Origin of the sequence: Arthrobacter sp. Soil764, assembly GCF_001428075.1 — a bacterium.
In the GTDB taxonomy this organism is placed as follows: Bacteria; Actinomycetota; Actinomycetes; order Actinomycetales; family Micrococcaceae; genus Arthrobacter.
This window is the reverse complement of sequence record NZ_LMSI01000002.1, coordinates 1-14,333: the sequence shown is the minus strand read 5'-3', so window position 1 is coordinate 14,333 and position 14,333 is coordinate 1. Positions and strand designations below refer to the sequence as shown.

The 14,333-nt window shown below is 66.4% G+C and carries 14 protein-coding genes and 1 pseudogene; 10 read left to right on the top strand and 5 right to left on the bottom strand.

The genetic code is table 11. The features are described from left to right. Window positions 1-46: 46 nt before the first annotated feature. Window positions 47-985, bottom strand: coding sequence for a LysR family transcriptional regulator (locus ASG86_RS02410; RefSeq protein ID WP_056329760.1), 939 nt, complete (start codon window positions 983-985; stop codon window positions 47-49). Between the two features lie 239 nt (window positions 986-1,224). On the opposite strand from ASG86_RS02410, the gene ASG86_RS02405 reads away from it, so the two are divergent. The 3 genes from ASG86_RS02405 (at window position 1,225) to ASG86_RS02395 (ending at window position 4,599) form a co-directional block, all read left to right on the top strand. Next, entirely contained in the window at window positions 1,225-2,343 is a 1,119-nt protein-coding gene (locus tag ASG86_RS02405; RefSeq protein ID WP_056329757.1) for a PrpF domain-containing protein, read from the top strand. Between the two features lie 10 nt (window positions 2,344-2,353). Further along, the gene (locus ASG86_RS02400) at window positions 2,354-3,844 is read left to right on the top strand and encodes an SLC13 family permease (RefSeq protein ID WP_442854284.1); all 1,491 of its coding nucleotides are present in this window, start codon (window positions 2,354-2,356) and stop codon (window positions 3,842-3,844) included. 158 nt (window positions 3,845-4,002) lie between these two features. Beyond that, entirely contained in the window at window positions 4,003-4,599 is a 597-nt protein-coding gene (locus ASG86_RS02395; RefSeq protein WP_056329754.1) for an AAA family ATPase, read from the top strand. Between the two features lie 84 nt (window positions 4,600-4,683). On the opposite strand, the gene ASG86_RS02390 is transcribed toward ASG86_RS02395, so the two are convergent. Both ASG86_RS02390 and ASG86_RS02385 read right to left on the bottom strand, forming a co-directional pair. After that, window positions 4,684-5,562 (bottom strand): hypothetical protein, encoded by an 879-nt coding sequence (locus ASG86_RS02390; RefSeq protein WP_235565068.1) that lies wholly within the window; start codon window positions 5,560-5,562, stop codon window positions 4,684-4,686. A gap of 121 nt (window positions 5,563-5,683) precedes the next feature. Further along, on the bottom strand, window positions 5,684-6,568 hold the full coding sequence (locus tag ASG86_RS02385) for an IclR family transcriptional regulator (RefSeq protein ID WP_235565067.1): 885 nt from the start codon (window positions 6,566-6,568) through the stop codon (window positions 5,684-5,686). Between the two features lie 168 nt (window positions 6,569-6,736). Here ASG86_RS02385 and ASG86_RS02380 point away from each other — a divergent pair, with 168 nt between their 5' ends. Both ASG86_RS02380 and ASG86_RS02375 read left to right on the top strand, forming a co-directional pair. Next, entirely contained in the window at window positions 6,737-8,035 is a 1,299-nt protein-coding gene (locus ASG86_RS02380) for an MFS transporter (protein ID WP_056329749.1), read from the top strand. Between the two features lie 110 nt (window positions 8,036-8,145). Beyond that, on the top strand, window positions 8,146-8,898 hold the full coding sequence (locus ASG86_RS02375; protein ID WP_056329746.1) for a GntR family transcriptional regulator: 753 nt from the start codon (window positions 8,146-8,148) through the stop codon (window positions 8,896-8,898). Between the two features lie 9 nt (window positions 8,899-8,907). Here ASG86_RS02375 and ASG86_RS02370 read toward each other — a convergent pair whose 3' ends face one another. After that, window positions 8,908-9,366, bottom strand: coding sequence for a PTS sugar transporter subunit IIA (locus tag ASG86_RS02370; protein ID WP_056329743.1), 459 nt, complete (start codon window positions 9,364-9,366; stop codon window positions 8,908-8,910). Next, window positions 9,366-9,596, bottom strand: coding sequence for a glucose PTS transporter subunit EIIB (locus ASG86_RS02365; RefSeq protein ID WP_050053469.1), 231 nt, complete (start codon window positions 9,594-9,596; stop codon window positions 9,366-9,368). The genes ASG86_RS02370 and ASG86_RS02365 overlap by 1 nt, the downstream gene beginning before the upstream one ends. A 230-nt stretch (window positions 9,597-9,826) precedes the next feature. Between ASG86_RS02365 and ASG86_RS02360 the strand changes: the two genes are divergently transcribed. From ASG86_RS02360 to ASG86_RS02340, 5 genes and pseudogenes are all read left to right on the top strand, one after another. Then, the gene (locus ASG86_RS02360) at window positions 9,827-11,077 is read left to right on the top strand and encodes a PTS transporter subunit EIIC (protein WP_056329740.1); all 1,251 of its coding nucleotides are present in this window, start codon (window positions 9,827-9,829) and stop codon (window positions 11,075-11,077) included. Between the two features lie 50 nt (window positions 11,078-11,127). After that, the gene (gene nagB, locus ASG86_RS02355) at window positions 11,128-11,907 is read left to right on the top strand and encodes a glucosamine-6-phosphate deaminase (RefSeq protein ID WP_056329738.1); all 780 of its coding nucleotides are present in this window, start codon (window positions 11,128-11,130) and stop codon (window positions 11,905-11,907) included. Further along, window positions 11,892-12,692, top strand: coding sequence for a copper homeostasis protein CutC (locus ASG86_RS02350; protein ID WP_056329735.1), 801 nt, complete (start codon window positions 11,892-11,894; stop codon window positions 12,690-12,692). Before nagB ends, ASG86_RS02350 begins: the two co-directional genes overlap by 16 nt. 3 nt (window positions 12,693-12,695) lie before the next feature. Then, entirely contained in the window at window positions 12,696-13,895 is a 1,200-nt protein-coding gene (locus ASG86_RS02345) for an N-acetylglucosamine-6-phosphate deacetylase (protein WP_056329732.1), read from the top strand. Window positions 13,896-13,984: 89 nt separating this feature from the next. Then, window positions 13,985-14,333 (top strand): annotated as a pseudogene (locus tag ASG86_RS02340) (HNH endonuclease signature motif containing protein); the annotation flags it as partial.

Sequence of the window (14,333 nt, the reverse complement as noted above, 5' to 3'; positions counted from 1 at the left end):
GCTGTGCAACCGGCCGGATAACCCCGCCCGGCCTCCAGCCTACGGTCTACAGATAGTCGCCGGCCCGTTCCCGCGCGATTTCCAGCAGCGTTGAGTGGAAGGCGACCTCAGCCGGGGCGTACACCTTGTCCTGCCGCTGCGCCAGCAATACCCGCCGCAGCGGCGCAGCCTCACCCAGGCTCAATACCCGCACATCGGGATGCTGCAGTGCCACCGCAGTCTTGGGGACCATTGCCACCCCCATCCCCACACTCACCATCGCCTGCGCCTCCTGGTAGTCGTTCGCCTGGAAGGCAATCACCGGCTCGAACCCGGCGTCGTGGGCGGAGCGCTGAAGCACCTCCACCACCGGGTGCGCCTCCGCCCGCACAATCCAGGATTCGGTGCGGAGGTCCTCCATGCTGACCTCCTCCCGGTCCGCCAGCCGGTGCCCCCGGGCCACCAGGACAACGGTGCTCTCACGGAAGACTTCCGTGACGCGGATGGCGTCATCGTGGAACGGATTCCAGGGGTAGTCCCAGAGCAGGCACAGCCCGGTGACCCCGGATTCGAGGTCCGCTACGAGTTCGTCGAACCGGGCGCTGCGCAGGGACAGGCCGATGGCCGGGTAGCGCTTCTTGAAGGCGCGGATGACGAGGGGCAGGAAGGATCCCGCCAGCGTTGGAAAGGTACCTACCGTCAGGGAGCCGCGGTTCAGTCCTGCCAGCTGGTTCAGGTCGGACTGCGCTGCCCGCATCTGGCGCACGATCTTGCGTGCATGGCCGGCCAGCATCTGTCCTGCCTCGGTGGGAACCACCCCACGCGAGCGGCGGTTCAACAGTGGCTGGCCCACCTCCTGCTCCAGCTTCCGGAGCTGCTGGGACACGGCTGACGGACTGTACATCTTCAGCTCGGCTGCCGCGGTGATGGATCCCTGCTCCACCACCTCCAGCAGCAGGGCGAGCCGCCGGATGTCGAACAAATAGTCCTCTTCATCGTGAAGCAACTCTTAACCCTTCCGCGGATTTAATTCACCAACTGCAATTGCTCGATGAAAACCTGACTGCTGCGGAACTTCCACAGCACCAGGCGTAGGTTTTACTGCTCGCGACGCCTTTTACTGCAACTGATTGAAGCAACACTACATCCCTCTTCAACTATTGCACATTGTCTTCAGTTGTGATCTGGCTCATTCTCGATTCAGGCGCCACAACGAAAACCAGGCACAAGGAGATGTGGGAAGCAATGAAGTTTGAAGCGGAATGGATGCGCGGGGGCACCAGCAAATGCTGGGTGTTCGAGGCCGGGCACCTTCAGGAAGGCGGCGCCAGCCTGGATGTGCTGCTGCCGCGGCTGTACGGCAGCCCCGACTCCCGGCAAATAGACGGCGTGGGTGGAGCCACGTCCACCACCAGCAAGGCTGTGATCCTGCATCGGCCGGCCGGGGACGGCGTGGACATCGAGTTCACCTTCGCCCAGGTGGGCATCGAAGAGGCCACCGTGGACTGGGGCAGCAACTGCGGAAACTGCTCAGCAGTGGTTGGCCTGTACGCCATCGAGAAGGGATGGGTGGTTCCGGAAGGCGACGTCACCCGCGTTGTCACCCGGAACACGAACACCGGCCAGGTCATCGTCCAGCGCGTGGCCACTCCGTCCGGAGAACTGCCGGACGTACCGTCGGCGCACATGCCTGGCGTGCCGTTTCCCGGCCACCTGGTGGGGCTGGGTTTCCAGGATCCGGCTGGGAAGACCACCGGAGCCCTGCTTCCCACCGGCGCCGCAACCGACACCATTACAGCCGGCGGGACGCGTTGGACGGTGTCGATGGTGGATGCCGGAGCCCCGGTGGTGATCGTCCAGGCTTCTGAACTCGGCCTGGACCCGTCCCGCTACGAAACCTGGCAGACCGGCATCGAACAACAACTCGAGGTCCTGGAACAGATCCGGCGGCAGGCAGCCGTGCGGATGGGACTGACTCCCACCATCGCCGGTGCGGCCCGCGCCATCCCCAAGCTCGCCGTCGTCGGACCTCCCACTGACCGGGACCCGGCCAGCGATGTGAACGTCATGATGCTTTCAATGGGCAAGCCGCACCCCGCACTGGCCATCACCGGGAGCATCGCCCTGACCCTGGCTGCCCGGACGCCCGGAACTGTATTGCACGCCATCACCGGCCGCCACCTGGGCGCGACACTGCGTCTCCGCACCCCTGCCGGGGTGATCGAAACGTGGACCGAGGACCACGACGGAAGCCTGCTCGTCGGCGTCGATCGCACGGCCCGCACCATCGCCACCACCATCATCCATCTCCCCGAGGTCTCCGGCAGCGCCGCCGCTGCAGCCCTCGTGGGCGCTACCCTCTGAGGAGACTGTCATGACTGAGACTGCCCAAAAAGAAGAAACGCAGACCAAAGACGTATCAACCCAAGGCGCGGAGCCCAAAGCAGCGCCTGTACCCGAAACGCTGGATAAGCGCCCCGCGCGCGCTTCCTCCCGGCGTCGTCGTATCCTGCTGTGGGTGGTGGCCGGCCTGGCCATCCTGGGTGTGATTGCCCTCGTTGTCGGCGGCATCTTCAACCAGGGAGCCGTCACGGACCCGGAGCCGACCATGACCGCTGTCCAGATCATCCCGCTGGTGATCCTCGTGGTGATGTTCGTCGTGGCCACCAAATGGCCGCTGAACATTGGCGTGATGGGGCTCGTGGCGTCATTCGGCGTCGGATATTTCATGCTGGGGATGTCCGATAAGCAGATCCTCGAAGAGTTCCCCGCCAGCATCGTGCTGACCATCATCGGCGTCACGTACTTCTTCAGCATGGCCCAGCGGAACGGCACCATCGACATCATCGTCAAGGGCTGCGTCCGGATGGTCCGCGGCAAGACCCTGCTGCTGCCGTGGGTGTTCTTCCTGATCGCCGCCGCCTTGACCTCGCTCGGAACATTCTCCCCCGCCGCCATCGCACTGCTGGCACCGGCCGCGATCGGATTCGCGTACGAATCGCGCATCCACCCGGTGGTCATGGGCGCCTTCATCATCAACGGCGCACACGCCGGCGGCTTCTCCCCGCTATCCGTGGCCGGCGTCCTGGTTCACAACATTGCAGTGAAGAACGACTTCCCGATCTCCCAGGGCGGCCTGTTCCTCGCCAGCTTCGCCCTGAACCTCATCCTCTCAGTGCTGACGATCGTTGTCTTCGCACTGATCGGCAAGCTGCGTGACGGCGCCAGCGGCGTGCACGTCGATATCGACACGTCCCCCGCCGGCCGCCCGCACGGCCAGCAGATCCTGACGCTGGCACTGATTGCCGCGATGCTGGTGTGCACCCTGGGCTTCCGCATGCCGATCGGCTTCGTTGCCCTCTCCGCCGGGTTGCTGCTGGCCTTCATCAACATCAAGGAGCACAAAACCTTCATTGGCGGCATCTCCTGGTCCACCGTCCTGCTGGTTGCCGGCATGATCACCTATGTATCCCTGCTGGAGCACGTGGGCGTCATCGATACCCTCGCCGAGCAGGCCCTGGCCCTGGGTGCGCCGTTGCTGATCGCCCTCGTCCTGTGCTACGTGATCGGCGTCGGTTCCGCCTTCGCTTCGTCCACGGCACTGCTGACCGCGTTCATTCCCCTCGCCGGCCCGCTGCTGGCCACGAGCTCCCTCAGCGCCTCCGGAACGGTGGCCGCGCTGGCCATCGCGGCCACCGTCGTCGACGTCTCCCCCTTCTCCACCGACGGCGCGCTGGTGGTAGCCAACGCCCGCGACGACGACCGGCAGCGCGTGTACAAGCAGCTCATGTTCTACGCGGGCGGCGTGGTGCTGGTGGCCCCCGCCCTGGCCTGGGCATTGCTGGTACCCACCGGCATCATGTAAGTCGGCTCTTCACCACCGGCGGCCCGTCAGCATGTGCTGGCGGGCCGTTTGGCTTTTCCGCTCCTCGGTCCGATTCTGTCTCCTGCCTGTGAATTGCAGCCCACCCGGGACGTTGCGCCCACCCCCGGCGTTAAAACGGAACGGCGGAAGGAGGCCACGTGATCATTGTGCTGACGGGCATCGACGGATCGGGAAAGTCGACGGCGGCCCAGGCCTTGGTGTCGTCCGTGCGGGCGAAGGGCGGCAGGGCCCTGCTCCTGAGCAACCATGCAGGCCGGCGGGTCATGTCCCTGGTGGCTGCCAGGCTGGGAGTGCGCCTGCCCGCCAGACTCTCTGACGCCGTCGAAACCGCCCTCAGGGTGGGCAACGCCCTGGTCTCACACCTGCGCGCCAGCCGCTTCGATGGCCTGGTGGTGATGGACCGGCACCTCCACTGCCAGCTGGCGCTGCGTTCCGCCAGCGGACTGCCGCGCGGGCGGTTCCTGCCCTGGCTGCTGGCCCGCCTGCCGCAGCCGGACGCCGTCATCCACCTGAATATCGACCCCGCCGAGGCGCACCGGCGCATCGTTGCGCGTGGAACGGATTCCGAGAGCCTTGACGATCTCGCCGCATTCCAGGCCGGGTACCGCGATCTGCCGGAGTACGCGGGGTTCGTGAAGGTGGACGCCTCCGCCCCGAAAGAGCAGTTGCTGGCGGAGCTGCTCTCGCGGCTGGCCGCCGTGGGCGTGGATACAGACTCGGCTTTATCCGCGTAGGCGCCGTAGTCACACAGAAAGGGGGCGGGCCGGGACAGTAAAGTCCCGGCCCGCCCCCTTTCAAAGGTTGCGGAGTGGGTGCCGCTACCGCGACGCCGTGGGAGAGGCCGACGACGACGAGCCGCTGCCCGAGGACATCGTCGCCGACGAGGTGGACGAGGCGGTGGACGAAGCCGAGCTGCTCGGCGAGGACATACCGGCCGAACCGGACGAGCTGGTGGAGGTGGGGCTCGACGTCGCGCCGCTTTCGGCCGCCTTCAACACGTCGTCAATGAGCTCCTCGAGCTCCTTCTGGTCCTGGTCGCCCAGGTCCGTGCCGCTCTTCGTGGCAACCACCAGCAGGCGGCCTTCGGCAGCGGAAACCTGCATCAGCTTCTGCTGGTTGTCGCCGCTGCGGGTGCTGACGGTAGCGAAGGTCTTTTCAGCGTCAGTGTCCGCCTTCAGTTCCTGGCTGGAAACGTCGTACTTCTGGCCCAGGGCCGAGACCGAGAACTTGGCGCACTGGTTCATCTTGCCGCTGATGTCGTTCAGCGTCTTGACGGCGTCAGGGCCCTCGCTGCCGGACTGGGCGGACAGTGTGCGCGGCTGGTTGCCCTCGGAGAGTGCCACGGCCACGTCACCGCTTTCCACCTTGTCCAGCAGACCGGCGGTGGCGATGTCCTTGCAGTCCTTGGGGTCGATGGTTGCCGTGCTCATGAGCAGGTTGGCGATGTTTCCACCCTGGTCAACCTGTTCCTTGGAGTACAGCTTGAGTTCGTTCCCATCGGCATCCTTCTTGCCGGAGATGAGGTTGCGGAGCTCATCCTCCGAATACACCTTGGCGTTTGCGGTCTGTGTGGCGGAAGCAGAAGCGGACGTCGTTGCCGTGCCTGACGGAGTGGCAGTACCGCCGCCTCCTCCGGAACAGCCTGCCAAAGCCAGCATCGCCGCAGTCACAACTCCAAGCGCAGAAACTTTTCGCATCAGGATTACCCTCCAGAATCGACAGCATGCTTAGTAGTTCTAAGCGTAAAGGGTGAAGGGCGGGGACGGAAATAACGGAATGATTTCAAATCCGGCGGGGTCACCCGCAGTTGACTGCGGCTCAGGCGGGGAAGTGCCCCGGCTCCAGAGGCTGCGGGTGCGGCTGCGTGTGCCGCCAGGCTCCGCTGGCTTTCGCCTGGTACCCAAGGCTCCGGGAGATGGCACGCGCGGCGGCGCGGACCAGCGGTACCAGCTCATGGGCCGGCGTCTGGGCATCCGGGACCACGATGGACAGCGCAGCCACCACGCCGCCGTCCGCCCCGTGAATGGGTGTGGCAACGGAGACAGTGCGGGACGGACGGTCCCGGCGGACCACCGCGACGCCGGATTGCCTGACGTTTGCCAGGACGCCGCGAAGCCGGGCCGCAGGAAGGCTGCCGGAATCCGGAACTCCGCCCGCGACCGCGTGCGATTCCGTGTGCTGGGCAAGCAGTTCCTGCAGCAGTTCCGGGCCGGCGGAGGCAAGCAGGACCTGCCCGACGGCGGTGGTGGGCAAAGGCATTCGGCCTCCAACCCGGTAAGCCACCTCAGTCGCGGTACGCGAGGAGAGCCTGTCGATCAGGACTGCGTCCGTGCCTTCGCGGACGGCCAGCAGCACATGATGCCGCGTGACCTCGTAAAGGTCCTCAAGGTACGGCAGGGCGATCTGCCGCACCCCGTGGCCCCGCGGTGAAAGCGAGGCGATTTCCCAGAGGCGTAACCCCACCACGTAGCGGCCGTCCTCGAGGCGCTCCAGTGCACCCCACTCGGTCAGGTGCCTCACCAGCCGCAGCGCCGTTGCCGGGGCAAGGCCGGCCTGGCGGGACAGTTCGGACAGGCTCAGGGCCCGGCGCTGTTCCGTAAACTGGGCCAGCAGGCTCAGGGCCCGCACCAGCACGGGCGTGCCGGGAAGTGCAGGCGCAGCGTCGCTGGGCGCGGCTGCTGTTTGCCTGCCTGCTCCGGCCATGTCCGCCTCCATCTGTTGCCTCCATCAAGCTTGGACAATGTGGGCTCCGCCACAAAGAGGATTTTCACCCAGTGAAAAGACCGGCCACAGGGCAAGTACCGTGGGGCGAAGCTGAAGGACGTCCCGCAGGCATCCAGCCAGCGTCCCTTGACCCGATTGGAATCAATGATGAACTCCGATGCCCCCAGCAAATCCCTGGCCGGAATCTTCGTGCTGTGCTGGCTTGGCCTGCTTGCCGACGGCTACGACCTCTATGTCTACGGTGCAACCCTGCCCGCCCTGATCGGACAGCCACCCTTCAATGTCACGCCTGCCGGGGCCGGGGCGGTGGGATCCCTGGCGCTGGTGGGAATGCTGCTCGGCTCACTGATCGTGGGTACTCTGACGGACCGGCTGGGCCGCCGTCGGATCTTTGTAGGCGCGCTGGCGCTGTTTTCGCTGGCCATGCTTGCCTGCGCCATGGCACCGGGCTGGGAACTCTTCGCAGCGTTCCGCTTCATCGCCTGCTTCGGCGTGGGCGGCCTTTTGCCGACGGCGGTGGCCCTCACCAATGAGTTCGCCCCGCCCGGGAAGAAGTCGCTGGTCCTGGGCGCCGTGCTCACGGGGCCGGCGACGGGCACGGTTGCCGCCTCGCTGACGTCCCTGGCTGTCCTGGAGTCCAGCGGGTTCCGCCCGGTATACGCGATCGGAGCTGCAGGCCTGCTGATCGTTCCCTTCGCCTGGCTCCTGCTGCCGGAGTCGCCCTCGTTCCTGCGGACCCAGCTCCGCACATCCGAGGCAGACCGGATCGAGGCCGCTTACGGGCTGCCCCGTACCCTGGATGTCCCGGCCGCTGCCGTTCGCGTCTCCCCCACCCGCGCCCTCTTCGCCAATGGCACCGCCGGAACCACTGTCCTGCTGTGGGCCATCACCGTCCTGAGCCTGCTGACCATCTTTGGCGTCAGCACGTGGCTGCCGCAGATCATGCGCACCGCCGGGTTCGGCGTCGGATCCTCCGTGTCATTCCTGCTGGCGTACTCGGTGGGTGCCGTGGTCGGCACTGTCCTTGCATCTGTTGCCAGCCAGAAGTTCGGGCCTCGGCCGCTGGTCGTGGTGGGCTTCGTCAGTGCAGCGGCGGCCCTGCTCCTGATGTCCACCAACCCGCCGGCCGCGCTCATGACCATACTCGCCGCCGTCGCAGGTTTTGGCGGGCTGGGGACGCAAAACATGATTAACGACTACATCGCACAGTTCTACCCTGCCGCCACCCGGGCCACCGGCCTTGGCTGGGCGCTGGCCGTGGGACGCATCGGGGCCATCGCAGGCCCAACCTACGGCGCCCTGCTGGTCGGCTTCGGGGGCGGCGTCCCCGTAGCCGCCATCGCATTCGCGGCGCCGGCACTGCTGGGCGCCATGCTCATGCTCGCCCTGCGCGCCAGGGCAGTACGCCGGCCCGCCATTGCCCAGGACGCGGAGCTGGTGGGCTGACGCCCGGCCCGCAACAAAGGTGGGCGGGCGGCTCCCCACGGCCCGCGCCTGTGGAATAATCCAAGCAGGTGGTCCGGACCGGACTTATCCAGCAGCAGGAGGGGCGTCAATTGTCCGCCACATCAAGGAGCACCGCGGGAGCAGCGGCCGCAGCCATCAATAACACCCAGGTCCCCAAGCACGAGCAACTGCGGCTGATCATACTCAAGCTCGCCAAAGAGGAACTGGACCCCGGAGCCCGGCTTCCCAGCGAGCGAACGCTCATGGACTCCTACGGCGTCAGCCGCATAACCGTCCGCGCTGCAATCGGCCGCCTGGTCAACGAGGGGCACCTGGTGCGGGTTCCGGCCAAGGGCACGTTTGTGGCGGATTCCCCCGTGCAGTCAACACTGCACCTTGCCTCGTTCACGCAGGAAATGGAGGCGATGGGACACGTGCCCAGCACGGTGGTGCTGGTGGCCGAAGCCGGCGCTGCCCCCACGGATACGGCCGAAGCGCTCAGCCTGCCACCGGGCTCCGAGGCCATCCATCTGAAGCGCCTCCGACTTGCAGACGGCCGGCCGGTCAGCGTGGATGACGCCTGGTACAACCCTGAGCATGCCCGCGGACTTCTGGATATCGACCTGACAGGCTCGGTTTACAAAGCCCTCGCCGCGCAGTTCGGGCACCAGATCGACAGGGCCCGGCAGAGCGTGAGGTCCGAGGGCGCCCCCGCGGACGTGGGGGCGCTCCTCGGAACCGGCACAGGGGCGCCGGTGCTGGCCTTCGACCGGGTGTCCTATTCAGGGCCCCTTGCCATCGAGCATTCACGCTCGTGGTACCGCTCCGACCGCTACTCCCTGAACATGGAAGTCCGGCTCTAGCGCTCAGCCCTAATCGAGCGAGAACAGCTGCTGCCCGGCGGTGACAGTGCCGGCTCCGACCAAGGTTGCCGTGTCCGGCTTGGTGTCGAGGACGACGACGGGACTCACCATCGAGTAACCGGCCGCGAGGGCGGCGGTGGGATCGACGCGCATCACGGCAGCGCCGGCGTCCACAGTGTCTCCCTGGGCAATCAGCAGCTTAAAGCCTTCGCCTTTGAGCTTGACCGTGTCGATGCCCACATGGGTGAGCACACCGCGCCCTGAGGACTCAACCACTACAAAGGCATGCGGCAGCAGCTTGATCACCTTTCCCGCCACCGGAGACACGACGTCGAACATCTCGCCTACGGGCGGTTCCACTGCCGCGCCGGAACCCACCATCTGGCCGGCGAAAACAGGGTCCGGGACCTCGGCAAGGGGAATCACGGTGCCGGCGATGGGCGCCAGGACCACCAGGGGCTGCGCCACTAGAGGAGGTCCTCGATGTCTTCGGCCAAGGTGTCGGCCTCGGGGCCAACGATGACCTGGACAGCCGTGCCGGAGGCCAGCACGCCGTGGGCTCCGGCCGCCTTCAAGGAGGCCTCGTTCACGAGGGAACCATCTTTAACCTCAGTGCGAAGGCGGGTAATGCAGGCTTCAATCTCCACGATGTTGCCGGCTCCGCCCAGTCCTTCAATGATCTTTTCTGCTTTGGACATGGTTGCCCTTTCTGACGGTGCCCACTCGGAGCACTGCTTCCTCACCGGGCCGGCGGCCCAAGTGCGACCAATTATGGCTTCCACCACCGGCCTTTTGAATGGCCCGGCAGGATTTCCCATTGCCTTGACAGGCGCTCGTGGGATGGATCACACTAAACTGGTCATAACCAGACAGTACCGGCTGGAACCCCTCCTTTACAAGCCCCACCAGAACCCGCAGAGGTGCAACCATGTCAACATCCGAGACCGCCGCCCTGGCTTCCGAAAAGAAGCCAAACAAGGCGTTTGCCACACTGCAGCGCCTGGGCCGCACCCTGATGCTGCCCATCGCTGTTCTCCCCGCCGCAGGCATCCTGCTGCGCATTGGCCAGGCCGACCTGCTCGGCGCCATCCCTGGATTTGAAGGTGGCGCCGCCGTCATCTCCGCAGCCGGCAATGCCGTTTTCACTTGGCTGCCGCTCATTTTTGCAGTCGGCATCGCCATCGGCTGGGCCAAGAAGGCCGATGGTTCCACTGCTTTGGCCGCCGTCGTTGGCTACATGGTGATCGACGGGGTCTTCAAGGCCATGTCCCCGCTGGTCCTGGCCGGACAGGTTGACCCGGCCGGCAAGCAAGCGATGATCAACTACGGCGTCCTGGCCGGCATTGTGGTGGGTCTGCTCTCCGCAACGCTGTGGCAGCGGTTCTACCGCACAAAACTGCCGGACTTCCTTGGCTTCTTCAGCGGCCGCCGATTGGTGCCAATCCTGACCTCCGTCTCCAGCCTGGTCGCCGGCGTCCTCCTTGCCCTGGCCTACCCGCTGTTCAACGCCGGCCTTTCCGCGGTGGGCCAGGCAGTGGCCAGCAACGCTGTGGCCGGCGGAGGCATCTACGGCTTCGCCAACCGCATGCTGATTCCCGCAGGACTGCACCACATCCTGAACTCCGGCGTCTGGTTCCTCATCGGTGACTACACCGACGCCTCGGGCCACCTGGTCCGCGGTGACCTCAACCGCTTCTTCGCCGGGGACCCCAGCGCGGGCATCTTCATGACCGGTTTCTTCCCCATCATGATGTTCGGCCTGCCTGCAGCAGCACTTGCCATTTGGCGCCACGCCAAGCCCTCGCAGAAGAAGATCGTCGGCGGCATCATGCTCTCCACCGCGTTGACCGCTTTTTTCACCGGCATCACCGAACCGCTTGAGTACTCCTTTATGTTCGTGGCCTTCCCGCTCTACATCGTCCACGCCGCCCTGACCGGAACGTCCATGGCCCTGGTCAACGCGCTGGGAATCCATCACGGGTTCACGTTTTCAGCAGGCCTGATCGACTTTGTCCTCAACTTCGGCAAATCACAGAACGGCTGGCTGCTCATCCCCATAGGACTGGGCTACGCAGTGATCTACTACTTCCTCTTCTCCTTCGTCATCAAGCGCTGGAACCTGCGAACCCCTGGCCGTGAGGACGACGAAGTCACTGTGGAGACAGAGGCCGCGAAGTAGCGGCCTCCGTCCTTACCTCCCGCAACTGCAACCGGAAGCACCAAGACCGCATGGAAATCATCATTCTGCCCACCCCTGCCGACGTCGCCCGCGCGGCCGCGGACGCCATCGAGGACCAGGTCCGTCGCGGCCCGTCCGTCCTGGGACTGGCCACCGGGTCCACACCACTGGGCACCTACCAGGAACTCATCCAACGGCACCGCAGCGGCGGCCTGAGCTTCGCAGAGGCCCGGGCGTTCCTGCTGGACGAGTACGTGGGACTGTCCGCCGGGCATCCGCAGTCATACCACTCGGTCATCCGGGAGGAATTCACGGCAAGCGTGGACTTCGGCGCCGACGCGGTGCATGGCCTGGACGGCATAGCGGAGGACCTGCAGGCCGAGGCGGAGCAGTACGAGGCGCGGATTGCAGCTGCAGGAGGGGTGGATCTCCAGATCCTTGGCATCGGCACGGACGGGCATGTGGGCTTCAACGAACCGATGTCCTCGCTCGGCTCGCGCACCCGGATCAAGACCCTTACCCGCCAGACGCGCCAGGACAACGCCCGCTTCTTCGACTCCGCGGACGCCGTGCCGGACCACGTCCTGACCCAGGGGCTGGGCACCATCCGCGAGGCCCGGCACCTGCTGCTGCTCGCCATGGGCGAGGCCAAGGCGGAAGCCATCGCGGCCGCCGTCGAGGGCCCAGTCGCCGCCAACTGCCCCGCATCCGCGCTCCAGCTGCACCCGCACGTCTCGGTCCTGGTGGACGAGGCCGCAGCCTCGCGGCTGGCCCACCGGGACTACTACACGGATACGTTCGGACGGAAGCCGGCGTGGCAGGGGCTTTGAGCACGGGCCAGGGCACGCCGGTGGTTGCTGTCCGCCGCCCGCAGCTGGAACTTGCCGTGGAAAACGCCGACGGCGTCCGGCTGGCCGCCGCCGTGGGCGCGGCCAGGGTTGAACTCTGCGCCGCCCTGGCGGAGACGGAGGGCATCACGCCAAGCATCGGCACCATCGAGCAGGCGTGCGGGCTGGGCCTTCCCGTCCATGTCCTGGTGCGTCCGCGGCCGGGCAACTTCACCTATTCACCCGGCGAGCTCGATGTCATTGAGCGCGATGCCGCTGCGGCTTTGGGTGCCGGAGCGGCGGGCGTGGTGGTTGGTGTCCTGGCATCCGACGGCGGCCCGGATGTCCAGGCTATCCGGCGCGTCGTGGCAGCAGCGCGGGCCGTGAGGCCGGACGCCGAAGTCACGTTCCACCGCGCGTTCGACGCAGCCCTGGCCGCCGGCCTGGACCCCGCCGAGGCGCTCTCCCGGCTGGAGGAGGCCGGGGTGGACCGGGTCCTCACCAGTGGTGGTGGCCCCAACTGCGCCGCGGGCTTGGAGATGCTGGGCAGGATTGTGCAGCAGGGACGCCGGAGCGCTCCTTCGGTCCAGATCATGGCAGGCGGGGGTGTCACCCTGGCGCTGGTACCGTCGCTCCTTGAAGTGGGAGTCCATGCCGTACACACCTCGGCGCGGCCCCGGCACGGGGGCGGGGACCGGGCTGGCGCCGCGGACCAAGGCTTGGCCGCCCGCATGGCAGCCGCCGTGGCCGCCGTACCGCTGATGCAACCGACGAATGAAGGACAGTAAACGATGGGCAATGAACTGTTTCTTCGCGGGCGTATCGTCACCGCGTCGCTGGATATTGCGGACGGGGTGGTGGCGGCCGACGGCGGCCTGGTCACCTTCGCGGGCCCTGCGCGGGACTTTCCCGGGGTAGTTCCGCCGGACGCACCCGCCGGCCGCGTCCTGATACCCGGCCTGGTGGACGTGCACTGCCATGGCGCGTATGGTTCGGATTTCTCGGAGGGCGATCGCGACGGCGCCGAGCGGGCTGCACGCTACCTGCACAGCCGTGGAACCACCACACTGGTGGGCAGCCTGGTCACCGGAGAGCCAGGGGACCTGGTCCGGAACCTTGGGGTGTTGCGGGAGCTGGCAGGACTGGGGCTGATTGCCGGATCGCACCTGGAGGGTCCTTTCCTCTCGGGCCAGCAGTGCGGAGCCCACAATCCCGCGCTGCTGCTGGACCCCGACCCGGATGTGGTGGCCCGCATGCTGGCCGCGGCAGGGCCAACCTTGGCCTCCATGACCTTGGCGGCCGAGCTGCCCGGCGCCTCCGAACTTGCTGACCTGCTCACCGCCCGCGGCATCATTCCTTCGCTGGGCCACACCGCGGCGGACCATACGACCTCGGCAGCCTTCCTGGCGCGCGCGGCGGCCGCTTTGGACTCGGCCGGCAATTCCACCGGGAGGAACCGCCCGACGGTAACGCACTTATTCAATGCCATGCCTCCCCTGCACCACCGCTCCCCCGGCCCTGTCTCGGCGAGCCTCAGCGCGGCAAAAGCTGGAAAAGCAGTGGTGGAACTGATTGCTGATGGCGTGCACCTGGCCCCGGAAATTGTGAAGCTGGTGTTCGACCTTGTGGGTGCGGAGAACATCGCCCTGGTGACCGACGCCATGGCCGCCACCGGCCTGGACGACGGGCGGTACCGGCTGGGTTCCCTCTCCGTGACAGTCAGCGGAGGCGTGGCGCGCGTGGATGGCACGGGGGCCATCGCCGGCGGGACCAGCGCTTTGCTGGACGTTGTCCGGGCCACCGTTGCTGCTGGCGTTTCCCTGCGGGATGCGGTGACGTCCGCGACCGCCGTCCCCGCCGCCGTGCTTGGTCTTTCAGCTAGGGCAGGCGATCTGCGGCCTGGGATGCCCGCCGATGTGGTCCTGGTTGATCAGGAACTGAACCTGGCCGGGGTGTTGCGAAAGGGTGCTTGGGCCACCGCGCCAAACTGAGTGCCCCGATACGGCAAGTCCCGGTCGTTCTGGCCGCGGCTTGATGCCTGGAAACCGTAATTGTCGGCCCCTCGATGGATGATGTTTCCATGGGAATCGGCAGCGGTTGTGAGGTGGTTTTGGAGGGTGTTCATGCCTCCGTTGCCGCCCTTGATGCGCTGGCTGCTGAGGACGCTTTCCTGGCTGCCGGGGTTGGTGTTGGTGCCGGTGTGGATGTGTTGCAGCGGCGGTACGAACTCCGGCTGGAACGGCTGGAGGTTGTGTCCCGTTTGGAGGCGCAGCTCGCCGCGATGAAGGCACGCGACGCTGCGGAGGCGGTTGGGTTCCAGCACGCAATGCTTGCCCCGGACGCCCCGGTACAGGAACGCACCTACGCCGAGATGTCGGCGGTGGAGGAAATTGCCGGGGTCCTGACCGTCAGCTCCGGCGCCGCCGGGG

Excerpts from the sequence above, each read along its gene's own strand:
- ASG86_RS02405 (WP_056329757.1), top strand. The coding sequence starts at position 1,225 with ATGAAGTTTGAAGCGGAATGGATGCGCGGGGGCACCAGCAAATGCTGG.
- ASG86_RS02400 (WP_442854284.1), top strand. The coding sequence starts at position 2,354 with ATGACTGAGACTGCCCAAAAAGAAGAAACGCAGACCAAAGACGTATCA.
- ASG86_RS02390 (WP_235565068.1), bottom strand. The coding sequence starts at position 5,562 with ATGCGAAAAGTTTCTGCGCTTGGAGTTGTGACTGCGGCGATGCTGGCT.
- ASG86_RS02385 (WP_235565067.1), bottom strand. The coding sequence starts at position 6,568 with ATGGCCGGAGCAGGCAGGCAAACAGCAGCCGCGCCCAGCGACGCTGCG.
- ASG86_RS02380 (WP_056329749.1), top strand. The coding sequence starts at position 6,737 with ATGAACTCCGATGCCCCCAGCAAATCCCTGGCCGGAATCTTCGTGCTG.
- ASG86_RS02365 (WP_050053469.1), bottom strand. The coding sequence starts at position 9,596 with ATGTCCAAAGCAGAAAAGATCATTGAAGGACTGGGCGGAGCCGGCAAC.
- ASG86_RS02360 (WP_056329740.1), top strand. The coding sequence starts at position 9,827 with ATGTCAACATCCGAGACCGCCGCCCTGGCTTCCGAAAAGAAGCCAAAC.
- nagB (WP_056329738.1), top strand. The coding sequence starts at position 11,128 with ATGGAAATCATCATTCTGCCCACCCCTGCCGACGTCGCCCGCGCGGCC.
- ASG86_RS02345 (WP_056329732.1), top strand. The coding sequence starts at position 12,696 with ATGGGCAATGAACTGTTTCTTCGCGGGCGTATCGTCACCGCGTCGCTG.